19 protein-coding genes and 1 pseudogene are annotated in these 20,713 nt (G+C 73.0%); 12 read left to right on the forward strand and 8 right to left on the reverse strand.

Annotated features, from left to right (window positions below; all coding sequences use genetic code 11):
* Nucleotide 1: 1 nt before the first annotated feature.
* Genes IOD14_RS28815 through mug form a run of 3 tightly spaced genes read left to right on the forward strand, consistent with a single transcriptional unit; the run spans nucleotide 2 to nucleotide 2,407 of the window.
* Nucleotides 2–343 carry a DUF4326 domain-containing protein gene (locus IOD14_RS28815; RefSeq protein ID WP_212671934.1) on the forward strand — a complete coding sequence of 114 codons (342 nt, stop codon included), beginning with the start codon at nucleotides 2–4 and terminating at the stop codon, nucleotides 341–343.
* 59 nt (nucleotides 344–402) lie between these two features.
* Entirely contained in the window at nucleotides 403–1,845 is a 1,443-nt protein-coding gene (gene purB / locus IOD14_RS28820) for an adenylosuccinate lyase (RefSeq protein ID WP_123987730.1), read from the forward strand.
* A 13-nt stretch (nucleotides 1,846–1,858) separates the two neighbouring features.
* Complete coding sequence (mug, locus tag IOD14_RS28825; RefSeq protein WP_212671935.1) at nucleotides 1,859–2,407, forward strand: G/U mismatch-specific DNA glycosylase; 549 nt, start codon at nucleotides 1,859–1,861, stop codon at nucleotides 2,405–2,407.
* 4 nt (nucleotides 2,408–2,411) lie between these two features.
* Here the strand turns inward: mug and IOD14_RS28830 are convergent, their stop codons facing one another.
* The 3 genes from IOD14_RS28830 to IOD14_RS28840 are packed head-to-tail and all read right to left on the reverse strand — an operon-like array spanning nucleotide 2,412 to nucleotide 4,563.
* On the reverse strand, nucleotides 2,412–2,858 hold the full coding sequence (locus tag IOD14_RS28830) for a hypothetical protein (RefSeq protein ID WP_123987732.1): 447 nt from the start codon (nucleotides 2,856–2,858) through the stop codon (nucleotides 2,412–2,414).
* Between the two features lie 57 nt (nucleotides 2,859–2,915).
* Complete coding sequence (locus IOD14_RS28835) at nucleotides 2,916–3,641, reverse strand: ABC transporter permease (RefSeq protein ID WP_212671936.1); 726 nt, start codon at nucleotides 3,639–3,641, stop codon at nucleotides 2,916–2,918.
* Between the two features lies 1 nt (nucleotide 3,642).
* Complete coding sequence (locus tag IOD14_RS28840; protein WP_212671937.1) at nucleotides 3,643–4,563, reverse strand: ABC transporter ATP-binding protein; 921 nt, start codon at nucleotides 4,561–4,563, stop codon at nucleotides 3,643–3,645.
* 108 nt (nucleotides 4,564–4,671) lie between these two features.
* On the opposite strand from IOD14_RS28840, the gene IOD14_RS28845 reads away from it, so the two are divergent.
* The 3 genes from IOD14_RS28845 to IOD14_RS28855 all read left to right on the forward strand — a co-directional run bounded on the left by IOD14_RS28845 (nucleotide 4,672) and on the right by IOD14_RS28855 (nucleotide 7,818).
* On the forward strand, nucleotides 4,672–5,841 hold the full coding sequence (locus IOD14_RS28845; protein ID WP_212671938.1) for a histidine kinase: 1,170 nt from the start codon (nucleotides 4,672–4,674) through the stop codon (nucleotides 5,839–5,841).
* Between the two features lie 14 nt (nucleotides 5,842–5,855).
* Nucleotides 5,856–6,518, forward strand: a complete 663-nt coding sequence (locus IOD14_RS28850; RefSeq protein WP_212671939.1) for a response regulator transcription factor — start codon at nucleotides 5,856–5,858, stop codon at nucleotides 6,516–6,518.
* Nucleotides 6,519–6,660: 142 nt separating this feature from the next.
* Nucleotides 6,661–7,818, forward strand: a complete 1,158-nt coding sequence (locus tag IOD14_RS28855) for an ROK family transcriptional regulator (protein ID WP_123987737.1) — start codon at nucleotides 6,661–6,663, stop codon at nucleotides 7,816–7,818.
* Between the two features lie 58 nt (nucleotides 7,819–7,876).
* On the opposite strand, the gene IOD14_RS28860 is transcribed toward IOD14_RS28855, so the two are convergent.
* The gene (locus tag IOD14_RS28860; protein WP_123987738.1) at nucleotides 7,877–8,638 is read right to left on the reverse strand and encodes a GntR family transcriptional regulator; all 762 of its coding nucleotides are present in this window, start codon (nucleotides 8,636–8,638) and stop codon (nucleotides 7,877–7,879) included.
* 167 nt (nucleotides 8,639–8,805) lie between these two features.
* Entirely contained in the window at nucleotides 8,806–9,690 is an 885-nt protein-coding gene (locus tag IOD14_RS28865) for an RNA polymerase sigma-70 factor (RefSeq protein WP_123987739.1), read from the reverse strand.
* A gap of 155 nt (nucleotides 9,691–9,845) precedes the next feature.
* Here IOD14_RS28865 and IOD14_RS28870 point away from each other — a divergent pair, with 155 nt between their 5' ends.
* Entirely contained in the window at nucleotides 9,846–10,676 is an 831-nt protein-coding gene (locus tag IOD14_RS28870) for an alpha/beta fold hydrolase (RefSeq protein WP_123987740.1), read from the forward strand.
* A gap of 45 nt (nucleotides 10,677–10,721) precedes the next feature.
* Here the strand turns inward: IOD14_RS28870 and IOD14_RS28875 are convergent.
* A pseudogene (locus IOD14_RS28875) lies at nucleotides 10,722–11,615 on the reverse strand (EamA family transporter); the annotation flags it as partial.
* Here IOD14_RS28875 and IOD14_RS28880 point away from each other — a divergent pair.
* The 3 genes from IOD14_RS28880 (at nucleotide 11,606) to IOD14_RS28890 (ending at nucleotide 16,572) form a co-directional block, all read left to right on the forward strand.
* Nucleotides 11,606–13,075, forward strand: coding sequence for a PLP-dependent aminotransferase family protein (locus IOD14_RS28880; RefSeq protein WP_212671940.1), 1,470 nt, complete (start codon nucleotides 11,606–11,608; stop codon nucleotides 13,073–13,075). The pseudogene IOD14_RS28875 and the gene IOD14_RS28880 overlap by 10 nt on opposite strands.
* A 395-nt stretch (nucleotides 13,076–13,470) precedes the next feature.
* Nucleotides 13,471–15,057, forward strand: a complete 1,587-nt coding sequence (locus IOD14_RS28885) for an alkaline phosphatase D family protein (protein WP_212671941.1) — start codon at nucleotides 13,471–13,473, stop codon at nucleotides 15,055–15,057.
* Nucleotides 15,058–15,279: 222 nt separating this feature from the next.
* Nucleotides 15,280–16,572 (forward strand): GNAT family N-acetyltransferase, encoded by a 1,293-nt coding sequence (locus IOD14_RS28890; RefSeq protein WP_212671942.1) that lies wholly within the window; start codon nucleotides 15,280–15,282, stop codon nucleotides 16,570–16,572.
* Here the strand turns inward: IOD14_RS28890 and IOD14_RS28895 are convergent.
* Nucleotides 16,499–17,755, reverse strand: a complete 1,257-nt coding sequence (locus IOD14_RS28895; protein ID WP_249126098.1) for a PLP-dependent transferase — start codon at nucleotides 17,753–17,755, stop codon at nucleotides 16,499–16,501. The two genes, IOD14_RS28890 and IOD14_RS28895, sit on opposite strands and share 74 nt — an antisense overlap.
* A gap of 60 nt (nucleotides 17,756–17,815) precedes the next feature.
* Here IOD14_RS28895 and IOD14_RS28900 point away from each other — a divergent pair, with 60 nt between their 5' ends.
* Both IOD14_RS28900 and IOD14_RS28905 read left to right on the forward strand, forming a co-directional pair.
* Nucleotides 17,816–18,310, forward strand: a complete 495-nt coding sequence (locus IOD14_RS28900; RefSeq protein WP_212671943.1) for an Lrp/AsnC family transcriptional regulator — start codon at nucleotides 17,816–17,818, stop codon at nucleotides 18,308–18,310.
* 33 nt (nucleotides 18,311–18,343) lie between these two features.
* On the forward strand, nucleotides 18,344–20,035 hold the full coding sequence (locus IOD14_RS28905) for a DUF885 domain-containing protein (RefSeq protein WP_212671944.1): 1,692 nt from the start codon (nucleotides 18,344–18,346) through the stop codon (nucleotides 20,033–20,035).
* A gap of 111 nt (nucleotides 20,036–20,146) precedes the next feature.
* Here IOD14_RS28905 and IOD14_RS28910 read toward each other — a convergent pair whose 3' ends face one another.
* Entirely contained in the window at nucleotides 20,147–20,662 is a 516-nt protein-coding gene (locus IOD14_RS28910) for an immunity 21 family protein (RefSeq protein ID WP_123987745.1), read from the reverse strand.
* Between the last annotated feature and the right edge of the window lie 51 nt (nucleotides 20,663–20,713).

The raw sequence follows: 20,713 nt of genomic DNA on the forward strand, positions 1-20,713 counted from the left end.
CGTGCACACGCGCGTGGTCAACGTCAGGGGCCGTATCCACGAGTACGGCCCCCGCCTCGAACACGCGCCCGCCGACCTCGTCTACGTCGGCCGCCGCTGGACCATGGGCGGCTGGGACCTGCCCAGGCATCCGCTGTACAACCCCTTCTCCTACGACACCGCCGGGCGCCGCCGGGACGGCACACGGGCCGAGGTGATGGCGAAGTACCGGGCGCATCTCCTGGAGCGGCCGGATCTGCTCGCTCTGGTGCCCGGGCTGCGCGGCAGGGCGCTGGCCTGCTGGTGCGCGCCCGAACTGTGCCACGCCGGTGTCCTGGCGGAGCTCGCGGACACGCTCTCGTAGGTTCCGACGAAGGGGGCCCCGACGCCGACCTGCACGAATCGCCAGTAGAATCCGTGCACGTGACTTCCGCTCCCGCCAAGCCCCGCATCCCCAACGTCCTCGCCGGACGCTACGCCTCCGCCGAGCTCGCCACGCTCTGGTCGCCCGAGCAGAAGGTGAAACTCGAGCGTCAGCTCTGGCTCGCCGTGCTGCGGGCCCAGAAGGACCTCGGGATCGAGGTGCCGGAGCAGGCTCTCGCCGACTACGAGCGGGTCCTGGACACCGTCGACCTGGCCTCCATCGCCGAGCGCGAGAAGGTCACGCGGCACGACGTGAAGGCGCGCATCGAGGAGTTCAACGAGCTCGCCGGGCACGAGCAGGTCCACAAGGGCATGACCTCCCGTGACCTCACGGAGAACGTCGAGCAGCTCCAGATCCGCCTCTCCCTCGAACTGATCCGCGACCGCAGCGTCGCCGTCCTGGCGCGCCTCGGCAAGCTGGCCGGCGAGTACGCCGAGCTGGTCATGGCCGGCCGCTCGCACAACGTGGCCGCGCAGGCCACCACCCTCGGCAAGCGCTTCGCGACGGCCGCCGACGAGCTGCTCGTCGCGTACGGCCGGGTCGAGGAGCTCCTCGCCCGCTATCCGCTGCGCGGCATCAAGGGCCCGGTCGGCACCGCGCAGGACATGCTGGACCTGCTGGGCGGGGACGCGTCGAAGCTGGCGGAGCTGGAGGACCGGATCGCCGGTCACCTGGGGTTCTCGCAGGCGTTCACCTCCGTCGGCCAGGTGTACCCGCGCTCGCTGGACTACGAGGTCGTCACGGCGCTGGTGCAGCTGGCGGCGGCGCCGTCGTCGCTGGCGAAGACGATCCGGCTGATGGCCGGGCACGAGCTGGTCACCGAGGGCTTCAAGCCGGGCCAGGTCGGCTCCTCGGCGATGCCGCACAAGATGAACACGCGGTCCTGCGAGCGCGTCAACGGTCTGATGGTCATCCTGCGCGGCTACGCCTCGATGACGGGCGAGCTGGCGGGCGACCAGTGGAACGAGGGCGACGTCTCCTGCTCGGTCGTGCGCCGGGTCGCGCTGCCGGACGCGTTCTTCGCGCTCGACGGTCTCCTGGAGACCTTCCTGACGGTCCTCGACGAGTTCGGCGCCTTCCCGGCCGTCGTCGCCCGCGAGCTGGACCGCTACCTGCCCTTCCTCGCCACCACCAAGGTGCTGATGGGCGCGGTGCGGGCGGGTGTCGGCCGTGAGGTCGCGCACGAGGCGATCAAGGAGAACGCCGTCGCCTCCGCGCTCGCGATGCGCGAGCAGGGCGCCGAGCGCAACGAGCTCCTCGACAAGCTGGCCGCCGACGAGCGCATCCCGCTCGACCGCGCCCAGCTGGACCTGCTGATGGCCGACAAGCTGTCCTTCACCGGCGCCGCGGCCGACCAGGTCGCCGTCGTCGTCGGCCGGATCGAGGAGATCGTCAAGCAGCACCCGGCGGCCGCGGGCTACACGCCCGGGGCCATCCTCTGAGCCGCCTCACGCGATGACCCGCTTCACCCCCGCGGAGCTGGAGGCCGCCCGCGACCGTCTGGTACCGGACGTGGTCGCGGACGGTCTCCATGTGCTGTTCTGCGGCATCAACCCCGGCCTGATGACGGCCGCGACGGGGCATCACTTCGCCCGGCCCGGCAACCGGTTCTGGCCGGTGCTCCATCTGTCCGGCTTCACCCCGAGGCTTCTGAAGCCGTCGGAGCAGCAGGAGTTGCTGTCCTACGGGCTCGGCATCACCAATGTCGTGGCCCGGGCGAGCGCGCGGGCGGACGAGCTGAGCGCCGAGGAGTACCGCGAGGGCGGGCGGCTGCTGGCGGAGAAGGTGGCGCGGCTCCGGCCGCGTTGGCTGGCCGTGGTGGGAGTGACCGCCTACCGCGCGGCCTTCGACGACCGCAAGGCGCGGGTGGGACCGCAGGAGCGGACGATCGGGGCATCGCGCGTGTGGGTGCTGCCCAATCCGAGCGGCCTCAACGCGCACTGGACGGCGGCGACGATGGCGGAGGAGTTCGCCCGGCTGCGGGTGGCGGCGGAGCGGGGCTAGCGGGTCAGACCGGGTCGATGTCCGAGGCCACGGCGAGGACATGGACCTCGTCGGTCTCGTCCCGGTAGCCCACCCCGAGGGCGATCCAGCGGTCCGAGCCCGGGGGTTGCCACAGGTCCAGATCGTCCGCCACGGAAGACGTCGTGGCCCAGGGTTCGGGTATCCCGTCGCCCCGCTCGCCCTGCACCCGGAGCGTGTTCATCCCCCAGAGCGGCTGCTGTCTGCCCCAGCGGTCGTCCAACTGCTGCGCTATGGAGTTCTTCAGAGCGTAGAAGTCCGCCACGGCCGCCATGCGCCGCGTCGCGTCACCGGTCCGCGTCCCGTGGCTCACCTCTAACGACTCGATGCGGTAACCGGGTCCCGCCGCGTAGGGGACCGGCTCGCCGTCCGCCGCGGTGAGGTCGCGGGCGCACAGCGAGTCGATCGCGACGAGGTACTTCGCACTGTCCATGTGATCCAGTAAACCGGCCGCCACTGACATTTGGCGGGGCGTCAGGCGATACAGGGCTCAGGCGTCCCGGTGTCGCACGCTCCAGGCCCCGGCTGCCAGGGCGGCGGCCGCCCAGGCAGCGGTCACGGCGAGGCCGGTCCACGGTCCCAGGGGTCCGTCGTGCGTCTCGTGGAGGACGATCTGTCCGGCCCGGTCGGGGAGGAAGTCGGTGGCCCCGCCCGCCACGTCGCCGATCACGAAGGAGACAACCAGGATGAACGGGATCAGGAGCGAGAGCGCCGCCACCCCGCTGCGCAGCACCGCCGCGAGACCGGCCGCCAGCAGCGCCATCAGGGTGAGGTAGATCCCGCAGCCGACGACACCGCGTATCTGTTCACCGGTGCTCAGGCCGCTCGCCGCCCCGCCGAGCCCGGCCCGGGCCACCAGGAGGGCGGAGAGGGCGGTCACCAGACCGACCGCGAGCGTGGGTACGGCGACGGCTGTCGCCTTCGCCGCGAACCACCGCCCGCGCCTGGGCATCGCGGCCAGCGACAGCCGGAGCCCACCCCCGTGGAACTCGGACGACACCGCCATGGCGCCGAAGGTGATGGCCGCGATCTGGCCCGGTGCGACCCCGGACAGCGCCATGAACAGCGGGTCGAACTCGGGGTCGGAGGTCTCGGAGACGCCGGCGATCGCGGAGAACGCGGTGGTCGCCGCGAACAGGGCGAGCAGCGCGCCGAGGAGGGAGCGCAGCGTCCGGATCTTCAGCCACTCGGAGCGGAGTACGGGGGCGAAGTGCATGTCAGGCCTCCTGGGGTTGGGCGGTGAACTCGGTTTCGGCGGCGGTGAGATCGAGGTAGGCCTGCTCCAAGGTGGCCTCTTCGGCGGCCAGTTCCAGGATCGCCACTCCCGCGGCGGAGGCGATGACGCCGATCTCGTCCACGCGTGCGTGGTGCACGGTCCAGTGCCCGTCCTCGTGCTCCACGGCGTCGTGGCCGTGCCGGGCGAGGGCGCTCCTGAGGGCGGTGGGGTCGGTCGTGCGGATGCGGACGCCGGGCTGCACGCGTGCGTGGATGAACTCCCGCATCGGTGTGTCGGCCAGGAGGCGCCCCCGGCCCAGGACGACGAGGTGGTCGGCGAAGGACGCGGTCTCGGTCATGAGGTGGCTGGAGACCAGCACGGTGCGGCCCTCTGCGGCCAGCCGGCGCAGCAGCTCGCGGATCCAGATGATGCCCTCGGGGTCGAGACCGTTGGAGGGCTCGTCGAGCATGATCACGCCGGGGTCGCCGAGCAGGGCGGCCGCGATGCCGAGGCGCTGCCGCATGCCCAGGGAGTACGTCCTCACCCGGCGCCGGGCGACGGAGGACAGCCCCGTGTGCTCCAGCAGCTCCTCGACCCGGCGGTCGGGGATGCGGTTGCTCGCCGCCAGCGTGCGCAGGTGGTCGCGGCCGGTGCGGGAGCCGTGCGCGGCCTGGGCGTCGAGCAGGGCCCCCACGTGGCGCAGGGGTTCGTCGAGCGTGGCGTAGGCGCGGCCGCCGATCGTGGCCGTTCCCGACGTCGGCCGGTCGAGGCCGAGGACGAGCCGCATGGTGGTGGACTTTCCGGCTCCGTTGGGGCCGAGGAAGCCGGTGACACGGCCGGGCAGGACACGGAAGGTGACGTCGTCCACGGCTCGTCGGCTGCCGAACTCCTTGGTGAGGGCTTGGACTTCGATGCTGGTCATGGCATCAGCCTGTCCGGCGCGGCGGGGGCGGGGCCTCCCCCGCGCGTGGAGATCGTCTCCCCCGCCCGGGGGAGGCCCGTTGTCGGTGCCGGCTGGCACGATGACCGCATGGTCCGCTTGCTGCGCCCGTTCGGCCGGGCGGTGACGTACACACGATGGCTGCATCTGTTCATCGCCGTCGTGTGGCCCGCCATGTGGATGTTCGTCGAGGAAGCGTGGTGGATCTGGCCGCTGGCGGCCGTGACGCTCGCACCCGCGGGGCTGGTGCCCGCGATGCGCACCGTGGAAGGGCTCCAGGCGAGGCTGCTGCTGACGGGGCACCGGCACAACAGCGAGAGCATCGACATCGTCGTCGCACCGTCGGCGTCCTGGAGCGACCGGGGGCGGCTCGTCCTGTGGCTGGAGACGCGGTTGCTGCTCGGCAACGTGACGGCGATGCTCTCCATGCAGTTGCTCATCAGCTCGGTGGACCTGGTGGCGTCGGCGTTCGGCCGGGACGTCGACGAGGGCGCGCTGGTCCTCCTCGGCGGCCACCAGTGGTGGCATGTCCTGCTCGCACCCCTGTCGCTGGCGGCGCTCGGGGCGACCGTGGTCGGCTCGGGCCGGCTGGTGACCGCGCTGGCGCTCCGGTTGCTCGGCCCCTCCCCCGCCGATCGCCTCGCCGCGCTGGAGGAGCGCACCGAACAGCTCCTCGAGCGCACCCGCATCGCGCGTGAGCTGCACGACTCCATCGGGCACGCGTTGACCGTCGCCGTCGTCCAGGCCGGTGCCGCGCGGGCGGCCGGGGACCCGGCCTTCACCGACCGCGCCCTGGACGCCATCGAGGAGACCGGCCGGGCCGCGCTGGAGGACCTGGAGCGGGTCCTCGGCATCCTGCGCGAGTCCGGGCGGCCGGTCAGCGGACGCCCGACGCTGACGGACGCCGGCCGGCTCCTGGAGTCCGCGCGCGCGTCCGGGGCCAAGGTGGACGCGGAGCTGACCGGCCCGGTGGACACCCTGCCCGGGCCGGTCTCCCGGGAGGGCTACCGGATTCTCCAGGAGGCGCTGACCAACGTGCTGCGGCACGCGGGAGGCGTTCCGGTCCGGGTCCGTGTCGACGTCGGTGCCGAGGCCCTCGCCCTGGAGGTCCGCAATCCCCTGACGGCCGACATACCCGGCCCCGGCCGGGGCAGCGGGCTGCGCGGGATACGCGAGCGGGCGGCCCTGCTGGGCGGCCGCGCGCACACCGGGCCCGACCGGGGCGACTGGCAGGTGCATGCCGAGCTGCCGCTCCGCTGATCTACGCTGACGGGATGCCCGTCACCGTTCTCCTCGTCGACGACGAACCCCTCGTACGCGCCGGACTGCGGGCGGTGCTGGAGGCGCAGCCCGACATCCAGGTCGTCGGCGAGGCGGCCGACGGGGCGGCGGTGATCCCCCTCGTACGGCAGCTGCGGCCCGACGTGGTCGCCATGGACGTACGGATGCCTCTGATGGACGGCATCGAGGCCACGCGCGCGGTGCTGCGGTCGGTCGAGGAGCCGCCGAAGATCCTGGTGGTGACGACGTTCGAGAACGACGAGTACGTGTACGAGGCCCTGCGGGCCGGTGCCGACGGGTTTCTGCTGAAGCGGGCCCGGCCGGCCGAGATCGTGCACGCGGTGCGCCTGGTCGCCGAGGGCGAGTCGCTGCTGTTCCCCGCCTCGGTACGGCAGCTCGCCGCCCAGTACGGCGAGGAGGGCGGCAACCGGGCGGCCCGGGCCGCGATGGAACGGGCCCAGCTGACCGAGCGGGAGGCCGAGGTGCTGCGGCTGATGGCGCGCGGCCTGTCCAACGCGGAGATCGCCGCGCGCCTGGTCGTCGGCACCGAGACCGTGAAGTCGCACGTCAGCGCCGTGCTGGCGAAGCTGGGGGCGCGCGATCGAACCCAGGCGGTGATCGCGGCGTACGAGTCGGGGTTCGTGGCGCCCGGGTGAAGGGCGTGGCGCAGGGGCGGGGAGAACTGTGCGATCGCCCAAGACAGCGCAGTCGACGACATCTCGTCCGACTCGCCGCACAATCCCGGCCAAGCGGCCTGTACGATCCGCCCCACACGCGCACGAGCTGGGAGGACGGACGTTGGGGCGACTGACCGGCGGGGATCCCTCGCTCCTGCGCAGGATCAACTCCGCGGTGGTGCTGCACGCGCTGCGTGCCACGGACTGCGCGACGCTGACCGAGATCACCCGGGTGACGGGCCTGTCCCGGCCGACGGTCGAGGGGGTCGTCGAAGGGCTCATCGAGGGCGGCCTGGTGGTCGAGAAGGCGGCGGACGAGAGCGTCGCCCGGCGACAGGGGCGGCCCGCGCGCCGGTTCAGGTTCCGGGCCGAGGCCGGGCATCTGCTGGGCCTGGACATCGGACCGCACCGGGTCGCCGCGCTCCTGTCCGACCTCGACGGCCGGGTGCTGGGCGCCGTGGCCAAGGACGTGGACGAGACGGCCACCGCCGACGAGCGCCTGGAGCGGCTGCGCACCGCGGTGGCCGAACTGCTGCGCCGGGCCGGGGTCGCGCGCGACTCCCTGTGGGCCGTGGGGGTCGCCTCGCCGGGCATCGTGGAGGCGGACGGCACGATACGGCTGTGCGCGGCGCTGCCCGAGTGGACGGGGCTGCGGCTCGGCGAGCGGCTCAGCCGTTCCTTCAAGTGCCCGGTCCTGGTCGAGAACGACGCCAACGCGGCCGCGGTCGCCGAGCACTGGAAGGGCTCCGCCACCGAGTCCGACGACGTGGTGTTCGTGCTGGCCGGGCTGAGCCCCGGGGCCGGTTCGCTGATCGGCGGGCGGCTCCACCGGGGGTACGGCGGGGCGGCCGGGGAGATCGGGGCGCTGCATCTGCTGGGCCGCGAGGTCACCCCGGAGACACTGCTGTCGACCACGGACCAGCCCCTGCACCCGCTCGACGAGCAGGCGGTCGCCGAGGTCTTTGCGCAGGCGCGTGAGGGCGACCAGCGGGCCCGGGCGGCGGTGGACCGCTTCATCCAGCGGCTCGTGCACGACGTGGCGGCTCTCGTCCTGGCCCTCGACCCGGAACTCGTCGTGGTCGGCGGCTGGGCGGCCGGCCTGGACGGCGTACTGGAGCCGCTGCGGCGCGAGTTGGCCCGTTACTGTCTGCGCCCGCCGAAGGTCGCCCTCTCGCTCCTCGGCGAGGCGGCCGTGGCGACGGGTGCGCTGCGGCTCGCCCTCGACCATGTGGAGGAGCAGCTGTTCGCGGTGGAGGGCACGGTCACAGCGCGCCGATGAACGGCGGCGGCGCCCCGGATCCCGCTCCCGGGGCGCCGCCTTACCGCTGTCGCGGGGGTCAGGAGGCCTGGCGCTGCGGCCCCTCGTGGATCTCCACCGCGCCCGAGTCCCCGAAGGTCAGCCGGCAGGTGTCCGCGCGGTAGGTGGCCACCGAGACCGCGGCGGTGCGGCCGCCGGCCAGGTAGCGGGTGGTGACGACCAGCACCGGGGCGCCGGGCAGGCGGTCCAGTTCCTTCGCGTCGTCCGCGCGGGCCGAGCCGAGCTCGACGGCGTTCTCCCGGCTCTCCAGCTCCAGGCGTTGCAATTCGCGCAGCACGGCACGCGCGCGTGCCGCCCCCGACGGCGCGTCTATGGCGGAGAGTTCCGGAACGGACGCCTCGGGGACGTAGAGCAGTTCGGCGGCCACGGGCTGACCGTGGGTCATGCGGGAACGGCGCACGGTGTGCACCGGCTGCTCGCGGTCGGTCCCGAGGGCATCGGCGACGGACGCGGGCGGCACCGCGACGGCGCAGTCGACGGACTGCCAGTCGTCGCCGGACGCACCGGGCCAGGCGTGCTGTTCGGAGCCGACCGCCACGCCCACGCGCGGCGGGGCGACGGTCGTCCCCACCCCGCGGCGGCGCTGCAGCCTGCCTTCCAGCTCCAGCTGCTCCAGGGCCTGGCGGAGCGTGGCGCGGGCCACGCCGAAACGGGCGGCGAGATCGCGCTCGTTGGGCAGGATCTCACCCACGGAGAATTCGGAGTCCAGTGCCTCACTGAGCACGGTCTTGAGATGCCAGTACTTCGGTTCAGGCACCGATTCGAGCTGCGTGGTCCCCACCCTTGCCTCCGCAATCGCCGTGGTCCGGCGGCGTTTTAGCGCCCTTGTTTATTAAAGGTTGTTTCACTTATCTGCGACCATAGGGCGGCCCACACCCTTGGTCAAGACCAATCCTCGATCCCCTGCAGGGCGCGTGGACGTGATGCCACACAGCGTTGATGAGGCATTCAGAAGGCAGGCAGGGCGCGCAGCTTGTCGGGGTTGCGGATGATGTAGATGGATTGGATGCGGCCGTCCAGGATGTCCAACTGGAAGACGGAGTCGGGTTTTCCGTCCGCCAGGGCGAGCACCGCGGGCCCGCCGTTGAGCTCCAGGAAGCGCCAGGTGAGGTCCGGTAGGCCCCTTTCGGCGATGCCGACGAGGAAGCGGCCCACGTGGTCGGCCGACTGCAGGGCCCGCAGCGGCGCCTTGGTCTTGCCGCCGCTGTCCCCGACGAGCCGGACGTCCGGGGCGAGCAGCGACATCAGCGCCTCCAGGTCGCCGCCGCCCGCGGCGGCGAGGAAACGCTCCGTCAGATCGCGGCGCCGGACCGGGTCGACCTCGTAGCGCGGCCGTCGTTCGTCGACGTGCCTGCGGGCCCGCCCCGCGAGCTGCCGCACGGCGGGTTCGGCGCGGTCGAGCATGGCGGCGATGTCCGCGAAGGGGTAGCCGAAGGCCTCCCTGAGGACGAACACCGCCCGCTCCAGCGGCGACAGGGACTCCATGACGACCAGGACGGCGAGGGAGACCGAGTCGGCGAGAACGGCGCGCTCGGCGGTGTCGGGCACGGTGTCCCCGAAGTCGGTCACGTACGGCTCGGGCAGCCACGGGCCGACGTACGTCTCACCGCGCGCCTTGACCTGGCGGAGCCGGTCGATCGCCAGGCGCGTGGTGACGCGGACCAGGTAGGCGCGCGGTTCGCGCACCTCGCTGCGGTCCGCCGCCGACCAGCGCAGCCAGGCTTCCTGCACCACGTCCTCGGCGTCGGTGACGCGCCCGAGCATGCGGTAGGCGACACCCAGGAGGACGGGACGGTGTTCTTCGAAGAGATCGGTCTCGGTTTCGGTGGCCACGGGTTCATCCCAACCCACACGCCGGTCCGTGTCCAGGCGATTACACAGCCGGCCACCCGGGGGTCTACCCGTCAGTAGCAATTGCTGACAAGCTGTCTACAGCGTCCGACCGTGAGTTCTCGTCCCAGCCCGTGCGTCGCCGTTCAGGAGCCTTCATGTCCGCCACCGTCTCCTTCAAAGTCCCCTCACCCCAGGGGCCCCAGCCCGTGACCGTGTCCTACGCGCGCGTGGGGCGCGGTGAGCCGCTGCTCCTGCTGCACGGCATAGGTCACCACCGGCAGGCCTGGGACCCGGTGGTGGACATCCTGGCGACCGAGCGCGACGTGATCTCCGTGGACCTGCCCGGGTTCGGCGCGTCGCCGGGGCTGCCCGAGGGGCTGTCGTACGACCTGGCCACCACCACGTCGGTGTTCGGGGCGTTCTGCGAGGCCCTGGACCTGGACCGCCCGCACGTGGCGGGCAACTCGCTCGGCGGCCTGCTGGCCCTGGAACTCGGCCGCGAGCGGCTCGTACGGTCCGTCACCGCGCTGTCCCCCGCCGGGTTCTGGTCGCAGGCCGAGCGGCGGTACGCGTTCGGGGTGCTGCTCACGATGCGGCACATCTCCCGGCGGCTGCCGCTGCCGCTGGTCGAACGGCTCTCACGCAGCGCGGCCGGCCGCACGATGCTCACGAGCACCATCTACGCCCGCCCCGGCCGGCGTTCACCCGAGGCCGTGGTCGCCGAGACGCTCGCCCTCGCGCGGGCGACGGGGTTCGACGACACGCTCCGGGCCGGTACCGCCGTCCAGTTCGGCGACGACGTCCCGGGGCTGCCGGTGACGGTGGCCTGGGGCACCAGGGACATGCTGCTCGTGCGCCGCCAGGGTGTGCGGGCCAAGCAGATCATTCCCCGGGCCCGGCTGGTGCGGCTGCCCGGCTGCGGCCACTGCCCGATGAACGACGACCCGGCCCTGGTCGCGCGGGTCATCCTCGACGGCAGCCGCTGAGCTCCTCCCCCGCCGGCTCAACGCCCCGGATCCGAGGGCGACTCCGGCACCGACCAGGGCGCTGCCCACGGCCTGGGCGGCGCCGTAGGAGCCCGTGCCGACGAGGGGTGCGGTAGCGGCCGCGGCGACCGGGATGAGGCCGGAGAAGAGCGTGGCGCGCTCCGCGCCGATCCGCTGCATGCCCATGTACCAGCACACGAAGCCGACGACGGTGACGACCGCCGCCTGCCACAGCAGCGCGGCGGTCTCGGCGGTGTCGGGGCGGCGCAGCCACGCGCCGCCGTCCAGGAGCAGCCCGGCCGCCGCGGCCTCGACGGCGGCGACCGCGCAGACCACGGCGGACAGCAGCCGTGGCCCCAGGGGCCGCAGCACCGGTACGGCCAGAACCGCGAAGCCGACCTCACCGGCGAGCGCGCACACCGAGAAGGCGATCCCGACGCCGTCGGTGCGACCCCAGCCCTGGACGGCGAAGGCGCCGAGGGCCACGAGCAAGGCGCCCCGCAGGACGCGGCGCCGGGGCCTGCGTCCCTCCAGCAGGGGCAGGAGTACGGCCACCAGCACAGGGGCGCAGCCCACGAAGACACCCGGGACGGCCGGTTCCGCGGTGCGTTCGGCGGCGATGACGGCGAGGTTGAAGCCGACCATGCCCACGGCGGCGAGAAGCGCGAGGCGCGCCCATCCGCGAGGTCCCAGCGCCCGCAACCGCGCGGCGGCCCCCTTCGCGGCCGACGGGACGAGCAGCAGCGCGGCGAGGCCGTAGCGCAGGAACTGCCCGCCCGCGTACGGGTAGTCGCCGAGGAGGCTGTTGGCGGTGAACGACGCTCCGACGAGGACGCAGGCGAACGTGGCGAGCAGGGAACCGCGCAGGGTGGTGGCGTTCATGGCTGTGACGTTAGGAAGCGGTGCGGTCCGGTTTAAGGTCCATTTCCATGACGTCATCGCGGACCACTTCGCAGGGACCGCCGGATGTACCGCAGTCCGCCGGGTCGGCCGCCTGGGAGCTGCTCCTGCCGGCCGTCTCGGCACCGGCACGCACGCGTGGGCGTTCCCTTCAGGCGGCGCTGCGGGAGGCGGTGCGGTCGGGGCGGCTCGTGCCGGGGACGCGGCTGCCGTCGAGCCGGGATCTGGCCGCCGACCTCGGGGTGTCGCGCGGGCTGGTCACCGAGGCGTACGAGCAGTTGACGGCGGAGGGGTATCTGCGCAGCGGCCGGGGTGCCGGCACCTGGGTCGGCGGCGCCGTGCGGGCCGCCCACCCACGCGCGCGTGACCTGGCCCCGCGTGTCCCGGGCGCCCGGGCCGACTTCGTCGCGGGGACGCCCGACCTGTCGCTGTTCCCCCGCACCGCCTGGGCGACGGCCCACCGCGGTGTGCTGGCGGAGCTGCCGCACCAGGACCTCGGCTACCCCGACCCGCGCGGGTTGCCCCGGCTGCGCGCCGCCCTGGCCGAGCTGCTGACGCGCCGCAGGGGCGTGGTCGCCGATCCGGAGCGGATCGTGGTCGTCTCGGGTGTGGCGCAGGCGACGACCCTGCTCGGATTCGCCCTGCACGCGCACGGGATGCCCTCGGTCGGCGTGGAGAATCCCGGCAGCCCGCAGCACGACGCGCTGTACGCGGCGGCAGGTGTCACCCCCCTTCCCCTGCCGCTGGACGAGGACGGGATCCGCATCGGGCCCCTGCGCGCTTCCGGGGTACGTGCCGTGGTCACGACGCCCTCCCACCAGTTCCCCACCGGCATCGCCTACTCCGCGCGGCGCCGCGCGGAACTGCTCGACTGGGCGCGCTCCGTCGACGGCTTCGTCCTGGAGGACGACTACGACGGCGACTTCCGCTACGACCGGGCCCCCGTCGGCGCGCTCCAGGGGCTCGACCCGGACCGTGTCGCCTACGCGGGATCGGTCAGCAAGTCGCTCGCTCCCGGGCTGCGGCTGGGCTGGCTGCTCGTGCCCGAGGCGCTGGCCGACGAGGTCGTGGAGCGCAAGCGGACCATGGACCTCGGTCATCCCACCATCGACCAGGCGGTGTTCGTCCGGTTCGTGGAGCGCGGCGACTACGACCGCCAACTGCGCCGCTGCCAGCGCGCCTACCGGGGGCGGCGCGACGCGCTGGTCTCCGCGCTGGACGAGCACCTCCCCGGCACGCGGGTCTCCGGGATCGCCGCCGGGCTGCACGTCATCGCCACGCTGCCGCAGCGGTACGGCCCCCAGGAGACGTTCCTCGCGCGCCTGGCGGCGGCCGGTGTGCTCGTCCGCCCGCTGTCGGACTACGCACACGCGCGTGCCGAGCACGACGACGAGGGGGGCCCGGAAGGGGACGTGCGGCTGGTCCTCGGATACGCGCACCTGTCCGCGACGCGGATCCGGGACGGCGTACGCCTGATGGCCGAGGCCACCCGCGAGTGATCCCAGCACTGGGGCCGCCCGCGGCCGACTCCAACGCCGAGGCCGCCCTCGGCCGACTCCAGCCCCGCGCCCGCCGCGGCGGATCCCAACCCCCGGCCCTGTCGGCCGACTCGCCCCCCGCGTCCACCCTCCCCGCGCCGACCCACGGCCGACCCGCGCCCCGCGCCGACCCACGGCCGACCCGCGCCCCCGCGCCCGCCCGCGGCGGACCCCAGCCCCCGGTCCTCCCGGCCGACCCGCGCCCCGCGTCTCCGCCCGCGTCCGGTCGCGTCCTTCGCACACGGGTTCCCTCGTTCCCACGGCGAGTTGTTCATCTGCGGTTTCCGTGTGCGCTGCGGTGCCCCAGTAGTTGTGGCATCGCACACCGGCCGGATCACGTCCTTGGAGGCGCACCCATGTCACACCGTCCGTTCCCCGGCCGCCGCAGCGTGCTGCGCGGCTCCCTGGCCGCGTCCGCGGCCCTCACGCTGCCCGCGGTCTCCTCGGGCGCGCCGGCCTTCGCCCTCTCCGGACGCCCCGGGGCGGGCTGGGGGGTGCAGACGGGAGACGTGACCTGCGACTCCGGTCTGGTGTGGGTGCGTTCCGACCGACCGGCCCGGATGATCGTGGAGACGTCCGCGACCGAGTCGTTCCGCAACCCGCGCAGATGGCACGGCCCGCTGCTCGGCGCGGACACCGACTTCACGGGCACGACCCGGCTGCACGGACTGCCGTCGGGCGAGCAGATCCACTACCGCGTCCTGCTGGCCGACCCGGACGATCCGCGCCGGACCGGCGAGCCGGTCGCCGGCACCTTCCGCACGGTGTCCCGCTCACGCCGTGACGGGGTGCGTTTCCTGTGGTCCGGCGACCTCGCCGGGCAGGGCTGGGGCATCAACCCCGACTTCGGCGGCTACACGATCTACCGGGCGATGGCCGCGCTCGACCCGGACTTCTTCCTGTGCAGCGGCGACAACATCTACGCCGACGGCCCGATCTCGGCCACCGCCGCCCTTCCGGACGGCGGCACCTGGCGGAACATCACCACCGAGGAGAAGTCCAAGGTCGCCGAGACCCTGGCGGAGTTCCGCGGCAACTTCCGCTACAACCTGCTCGACCACAACCTGAGGGCCTTCAACGCCCAGGTCCCGTCGATCATCCAGTGGGACGACCACGAAGTGCGCAACAACTGGTACCCGGGCCAGACGATCCTGGACTCCGACGCCCGCTACACCGAGAAGAGCGTCGACGTGCTCGCGGGCCGGGCGCGGCGCGCGTTCAGCGAGTACTTCCCTGTCTCCACGCTGCGGCCGGGTGCGCGGGACGGCCGGGTGTACCGGGTGCTGCGACAGGGGCCGCTGCTCGACGTGTTCGTGCTGGACATGCGGACGTACCGCAACGCCAACTCGCCCGACGACCAGACCGTGGACCCGCAGGGCATCCTCGGCCGGGAGCAACTGGAGTGGCTCAAGCGGGAGCTGTCGCGCTCGCGGGCCGTGTGGAAGGTGATCGCCTCCGACATGCCGCTCGGCCTGGTCGTGCCCGACGGCACGGAGGGCAAGGCGAACATCGAGGCGGTGGCGCAGGGCGACCCGGGCGCCCCGCTCGGACGGGAGCTGCAGATCGCCGAACTGCTGCGGTACATCAAGCACCGGCGGATCACCGGCACCGTGTGGCTGACCGCCGACGTCCACCACACCTCGGCCCAGCACTACCAGCCGTCACGGGCCGCGTTCACGGACTTCGAGCCGTTCTGGGAGTTCGTCTCCGGTCCGCTGAACGCGGGCGCCTTCCCGGCCAGCGCGCTGGACGGCACCTTCGGCCCGGAGCGGGTGTTCTTGAAGGCGCCGACCGCCTCGAACGTCTCCCCCGCGGGCGGCTACCAGTTCTTCGGCGAGGTCGACATCGACGGCCACAGCGGCGAGCTGACGGTACGTCTGCGCGAGCAGGACGGCACGGTGCTGTTCACCCAGGTGCTCCAGCCGGGCCGGGTGGGCCAGTAACTCCCGTACTCTTCACAGCAGGTCGCGCACCGGCGTCATCCCCTGGTGCGCGACCTGTTGAGCATCGGTGTGTCTGCACGGCGTAGTACGGGGTACCGGCGTCTCTCCGGTACCACCCACTGCGTAACGGTTGAAAAGGGCACGAAAGGTGCAGATCCCCACTTTACCGAGCAGTCACAATACGTTCGTGATCACGCAACACCGTTCCTCCACAGTGGCTGCATGACTCCGAACAAGTCCGATGTGACTCCTGTGAAACTCGCCGCGCTGTTCAGGGCCGCGTTCCGCACGCGCTGGACACGACGCCACGACCACGCACCCCCGACGGGTGATACCGGCACCCGGCCACTGCCCGACGGGGAGCAGGCCGGGCCGTCCGACCACGCGTCGCGGACCTCGGATCCCGCGGCCGCGGAGAGCACACTGTGGCGGTTGCGCACCACGGTGAAGGACGAACCGGGCTCGCTGGCCGCGCTGTGCACGGCCCTGGCCGCACACCGGGTCGACATCCTCAGCCTGCAGACCCATCCGCTGGCCGACGGCACGGTCGACGAGTTCCTGCTGCGTGCTCCCGGCACGCTGGAGGGCGCCGAGATCGCCCGGGCCGTCGCGGGGGCCGGCGGTGCCGACACCTGGATCGAGCGGGCCGACACCCACGACCTGGTGGACGCCCCGACCCGGGTGCTGGGTCTCGCCACCCGCACCGCGCTCGACGCGGCGGAACTGCCGCTCGCGTTGCGGCAGTTGCTGGGCCGCTGCACGATCCGTTCCCTGCCGGCCGTGCCGGTGGGCGGCGGCCGGGGTCCTGAGGGCGTGCCGGTGGAAGGTGCTCTGGAGGACACCGTGATGCGCTTGCGGGCGCCGGAAGGCGGAGTGATCACCGTGGAGCGGCCGTACCTGCCGTTCACCCCGACGGAGTTCGCCCGGGCCAGGGCCCTGGTCGAGCTGGACGCCCGGCTCGGTCCGCGGGTGCCGCGCGGCCAGGACGTGCTGACGCTGCCGGAAGGCCACGACATCACCGTGCGCCGCGCCGACACCGGGGACCTGAGGGCCGCGGTGGAGATGCACGAGCGGTGCTCGCCGCGGACGTTGAGCGCCCGGTACCACGGCCCCGTCGGCGACGCCGACCGCTATCTCAACCATCTGCTCAGTCCCCGCTACGGGCGCACCCTCGCCGTGCAGACCGCGTCGGGGCGGATCGTGGGACTCGGGCACCTGCTGTGGGACGGGGACGAGACCGAGGTGGCGCTGCTCGTCGAGGACGCGTGGCAGCGGCGGGGAATCGGGGGCGAACTGCTGGAGCGGCTCGTCGCCATGGCCGCCGAGGCCGGGTGCGCGAGTGTGTACGCGGTGACGCAGTCGTCCAACACGGGGATGGTCGCGGCTATGCGCGGACTGGGACTCCCCCTCGACTACCAGATCGAGGAGGGGACCCTCGTCGTCACCGCTCGGCTGGACGCGCCGGTGGAGGAGACGGACGGTGCTGTCGGGCTGACCAGGGCCGAGACGCCGTAGTCGCTCCGGTCTCGTCGACGAGTACGGGGGCGCGCTCCAGGGCGGCGTCCAGATCCGCCCACAGGTCCTCCAGGTCCTCCAGGCCCACCGACAGGCGCAGCAGGCGGTCGCTCACTCCGGCGCCCTTTCGGTCGTCCGCGTCCACGATGCGGTGGCTGATCGACGCCGGGTGCTGGATGAGGGTGTCCACGCTGCCCAGGCTCACCGCCGGGGTGATCAGACGGACCCGGCCGATCACATCGTGCGGGTCGCCGTCGACCTCGAACGCGATCATCGCGCCGCCGATGCGCGGATAGTGGACCCGGGTGACACGGGGGTCGGCGGCGAGGCGGCGGGCGAGCTCCGCGGCGGTCGTGGAGGCGGCGCGGACGCGGACCGGCAGGGTCGACAGGCCGCGCAGGAGGAGGTAGCCCGCGAGGGGGTGCAGGACCCCGCCCGTGGCAAAGCGGACCTGTCGCAGGTGCCCCGCGAACTCCTCGTCGCAGGCGACCACCCCGGCCATCACGTCCCCGTGGCCGCCGAGGTACTTGGTGGCACTGTGCAGGACCAGGCGGGCGCCGTGTTCCGCGGGGCGCTGGAGCACCGGCGTGGCGAAGGTGTTGTCCGCGAGGAGCGGGACCGTGCCGCAGGAGTGGGCGAGGGCCCGCAGGTCGATCTCGGCGAGGGTGGGGTTGGCCGGCGACTCCACCAGGACCAGGCCGGTGTCCGGACGCAGCGCGTCGGCGACTCCCGCCGGGTCGGTCCAGGTGACCTCCGTGCCGAGGAGTCCGGCGGTCAGGAGATGGTCGCTGCACCCGTACAGGGGGCGTACGGCGACGACGTGACGCAGGCCCAGGGAGGCCCGTACGAGCAGGACGGCCGTGAGCGCGGCCATGCCGCTGGCGAAGGCGACCGCCGCCTCGGTGTTCTCCAGGCGGGCCAGTGCGGTCTCGAAGCGGGCGACGGTCGGGTTGCCGAGGCGGCCGTACACGGGCGGGCCGTCCGGCTCGGCGCCGGTCGCGGCGAAGGCGTCGATCCGCGCGGCCTCGCCGCGGCTGTCGTAGGACGGGTAGGTCGTCGACAGGTCGATGGGCGGGGCGTGCAGTCCCTGGCGGGCGAGGTCGTCGCGGCCGGCGTGGACGGCCTCGGTGGCCAGTGCTCTGAGCGGCGTACGCGAGGCGGTGGAGGTGCGCGCTGAGTCCATGCCCGCAAGGGTGAACAGCGACCGGCCTTTCGGGGTCGGACTCCGTGCTACGTTCGGCCGATGGCCGAATCCGTCGTACTGGACCCGGTGGACCTGCATCTTCTGCGGCTGTTGCAGAACGACGCCCGGACCACCTACCGCGATCTCGCCGCGCAGGTCGGCGTGGCGCCGTCGACCTGTCTGGACCGGGTGACCCGGCTGCGCCGCTCGGGCGTGATCCTCGGTCATCAGCTGCGGCTGGATCCGGCGAAGCTCGGCAGGGGCCTCGAGGCGCTGCTGTCGGTACAGGTCAGGCCGCATCGGCGGGAGTTGGTGGGGCCGTTCGTGGAGCGGATCGGGGCGCTGCCCGAGTCGCGGACCGTCTTCCATCTGACCGGGCCCGACGACTATCTCGTGCATGTGGCCGTGGCCGACATGGCGGATCTGCAGCGGCTGGTCCTGGACGGGTTCACGTCCCGGCGCGAGGTGGCCCGGGTGGAGACCCGGCTGATCTTCCAGCAGTGGGAGTGCGGGCCGCTGCTTCCGCCTGCCACGCCGACAGCGGAATCGGGGTGACTCCCGCGCGGTCTCCGTATGAGGATGGACCGCATGTCCGATACCCAGATCCCGTTGCCCCGTCAGGTCGCCGACGCCTACGTCGACGAGCTCATCGCCCTCGATCCGATCACCGGTACCTACCTCGGTGTGAAGGAGAGTTCGAGCAAACTGCCCGACACCTCGCCGGCCGGCCAGGAGGCGCTCGCGGAACTGGCGCGGGCCACGCTCGCCAGGCTCGACGAGGCCGAGCGGCAGCCCGGCGCGGACAGTGACATCGAGCGCCGGTGCGGCCGGCTGCTGCGGGAGCGGCTGACGGCCGAGCTCGCCGTGCACGAATCCGACGAGGGCCTGCGCGCGGTCGGCAACATGGCCACGCCGCCGCACTCGGTCCGTGAGATCTTCACCGTCACCCCCCAGGAGTCCGACGAGGACTGGGCCGCGATCGCCGAGCGGCTGCGTGCCGTGCCGACCGCGTTCGCCGGCTACCGCGAGTCCCTCACGCTCGGTCTGGAGCGCAAGCTGTACGCGGCACCGCGCCCGACCGCCACTTTCGTCGAGCAGCTCACCGAGTGGGCGGACACCGACGGCAAGGGCCGCGGCTGGTTCGAGGACTTCGCCGCGGCGGGCCCCGAGTCGCTGCGCGCGGAGCTGGACGACGCGGCCCGCGCCGCGACCGCCGCGGTGGCGGAGCTGCGCGACTGGATGCGGGACGTGTACGCGCCGACCATCGAGGGCGCCCCGAACACCGTGGGCCGGGAGCGGTACGCCCGCTGGGCGCGCTACTTCAACGGCACGGACCTCGACCTGGACGAGGCGTACGCGTACGGCTGGTCGGAGTTCCACCGGCTGCTCGGCGAGATGAAGCAGGAGGCCGAGAAGATCCTGCCGGGCGCCGCGACGCCGTGGGTGGCGCTCGCCCACCTCGACGAGCACGGCAAGCACATCGACGGCGTCGACGAGGTCCGCGACTGGCTCCAGGGCCTGATGGACCAGGCGATCGACTCGCTCGACGGCACCCACTTCGAACTCGCCGAGCGGGTACGGAGGGTGGAGTCGTGCATCGCCCCGCCCGGTGGTGCGGCGGCCCCGTACTACACGGCCCCGTCGGAGGACTTCTCCCGTCCCGGCCGCACCTGGCTGCCCACGATGGGCCAGACCCGTTTCCCGGTCTACGACCTCGTCTCGACCTGGTACCACGAGGGCGTGCCGGGCCATCACCTCCAGCTCGCGCAGTGGACGCACGTCGCCGGGAACCTCTCCCGCTACCAGGCCTCGGTGGGCGGGGTGAGCGCCAACGCCGAGGGCTGGGCGCTGTACGCGGAGCGGCTGATGGACGAGCTGGGCTTCCTCACGGACCCGGAGCAGCGGCTCGGCTATCTCGACGCGCAGATGATGCGGGCCGCCCGGGTCATCGTCGACATCGGCATGCATCTGGAGCTGGAGATCCCGGCGGACTCCCCCTTCCACCCGGGCGAGCGGTGGACCCCCGAGCTGGCGCAGGAGTTCTTCGGCGCGCACAGCAGCCGTCCGGCGGACTTCGTGGAGAGCGAGCTGACCCGCTACCTCACGATCCCCGGCCAGGCGATCGGCTACAAGCTCGGCGAGCGGGCCTGGCTGCTGGGCCGGGAGAAGGCCCGCGAGCGGCACGGCGAGGCGTTCGACCTCAAGGCCTGGCACATGGCGGCGCTGTCGCAGGGTTCGCTGGGCCTGGACGACCTGGTGGACGAACTGGCGCGGCTCTGACGCCCGGTACCGGGTGACCGGCTCGGAGCCCGGTACCGGGTGAGCGGCTCGGACCGCGTGGTCCGAGCCGGTGCCGGCCGTTCACGCCCCCGTCGCGGGCGTGAACGGTTCTCAGTCCGGCAGCCGCCGCAACTGCACGAGTCCCAGCCAGGTCTCCGGTCCCGGCCGCACGTCGGCCGCGCGCACCGCGTACCGGCCGGGTGCCAGCGAGACCTTCAAGTGGTCGGTGTTCACCGAGTCGTTGCCGGGCCAGGCCGCGTCGAACAGGACGACGGGGCCGGGGACCGACCAGCTCACCTCGTCCTCCCAGACGGCCGTGGCGAGGGCGGCGGGGACCTCGGCGAGGAGTTGCTCCTCGGAGTCGGCCGCGCACCACCGTACGAAGGTGTCGTGGTCGGGGAGGTAGGAGGTCGAGGCGGGTTCGTCACCGAGGACCAGGGCGGCCGCGTCACCGACGGGCAACAGGCCCACGCAGCCGTCGACTTCGCAGGCCCGGTCGTAGTCGGAAGCCGTCTCGTCGCCGTCGGCCCCCGCCCAGAACGGCAGCACCGTCTCCGGCACCGCTATGAGCGGGCCGCCGCCCGACTCCACCCACTCCACCGCGCCCGGCTCCGCGTATCGCACCATGGGCCAGAACCTACACGCACCGGAACCTCAGGGTTGCACCTGCACAGGAAC

Origin of the sequence: Streptomyces sp. A2-16 (genome assembly GCF_018128905.1) — a bacterium.
Lineage (GTDB): Bacteria > Actinomycetota > Actinomycetes > Streptomycetales > Streptomycetaceae > Streptomyces.

Coding starts and splice junctions, on each gene's coding strand:
- mug (WP_212671935.1), top strand. CDS start 1,859: ATGACCCGCTTCACCCCCGCGGAGCTGGAGGCCGCCCGCGACCGTCTG.
- IOD14_RS28880 (WP_212671940.1), top strand. CDS start 11,606: ATGACGTCATCGCGGACCACTTCGCAGGGACCGCCGGATGTACCGCAG.
- IOD14_RS28870 (WP_123987740.1), top strand. CDS start 9,846: ATGTCCGCCACCGTCTCCTTCAAAGTCCCCTCACCCCAGGGGCCCCAG.
- IOD14_RS28835 (WP_212671936.1), bottom strand. CDS start 3,641: ATGCACTTCGCCCCCGTACTCCGCTCCGAGTGGCTGAAGATCCGGACG.
- IOD14_RS28900 (WP_212671943.1), top strand. CDS start 17,816: ATGGCCGAATCCGTCGTACTGGACCCGGTGGACCTGCATCTTCTGCGG.
- IOD14_RS28895 (WP_249126098.1), bottom strand. CDS start 17,755: ATGGACTCAGCGCGCACCTCCACCGCCTCGCGTACGCCGCTCAGAGCA.
- IOD14_RS28910 (WP_123987745.1), bottom strand. CDS start 20,662: ATGGTGCGATACGCGGAGCCGGGCGCGGTGGAGTGGGTGGAGTCGGGC.
- IOD14_RS28845 (WP_212671938.1), top strand. CDS start 4,672: ATGGTCCGCTTGCTGCGCCCGTTCGGCCGGGCGGTGACGTACACACGA.
- IOD14_RS28850 (WP_212671939.1), top strand. CDS start 5,856: ATGCCCGTCACCGTTCTCCTCGTCGACGACGAACCCCTCGTACGCGCC.
- IOD14_RS28890 (WP_212671942.1), top strand. CDS start 15,280: ATGACTCCGAACAAGTCCGATGTGACTCCTGTGAAACTCGCCGCGCTG.
- IOD14_RS28840 (WP_212671937.1), bottom strand. CDS start 4,563: ATGACCAGCATCGAAGTCCAAGCCCTCACCAAGGAGTTCGGCAGCCGA.
- IOD14_RS28905 (WP_212671944.1), top strand. CDS start 18,344: ATGTCCGATACCCAGATCCCGTTGCCCCGTCAGGTCGCCGACGCCTAC.
- IOD14_RS28830 (WP_123987732.1), bottom strand. CDS start 2,858: ATGGACAGTGCGAAGTACCTCGTCGCGATCGACTCGCTGTGCGCCCGC.
- IOD14_RS28885 (WP_212671941.1), top strand. CDS start 13,471: ATGTCACACCGTCCGTTCCCCGGCCGCCGCAGCGTGCTGCGCGGCTCC.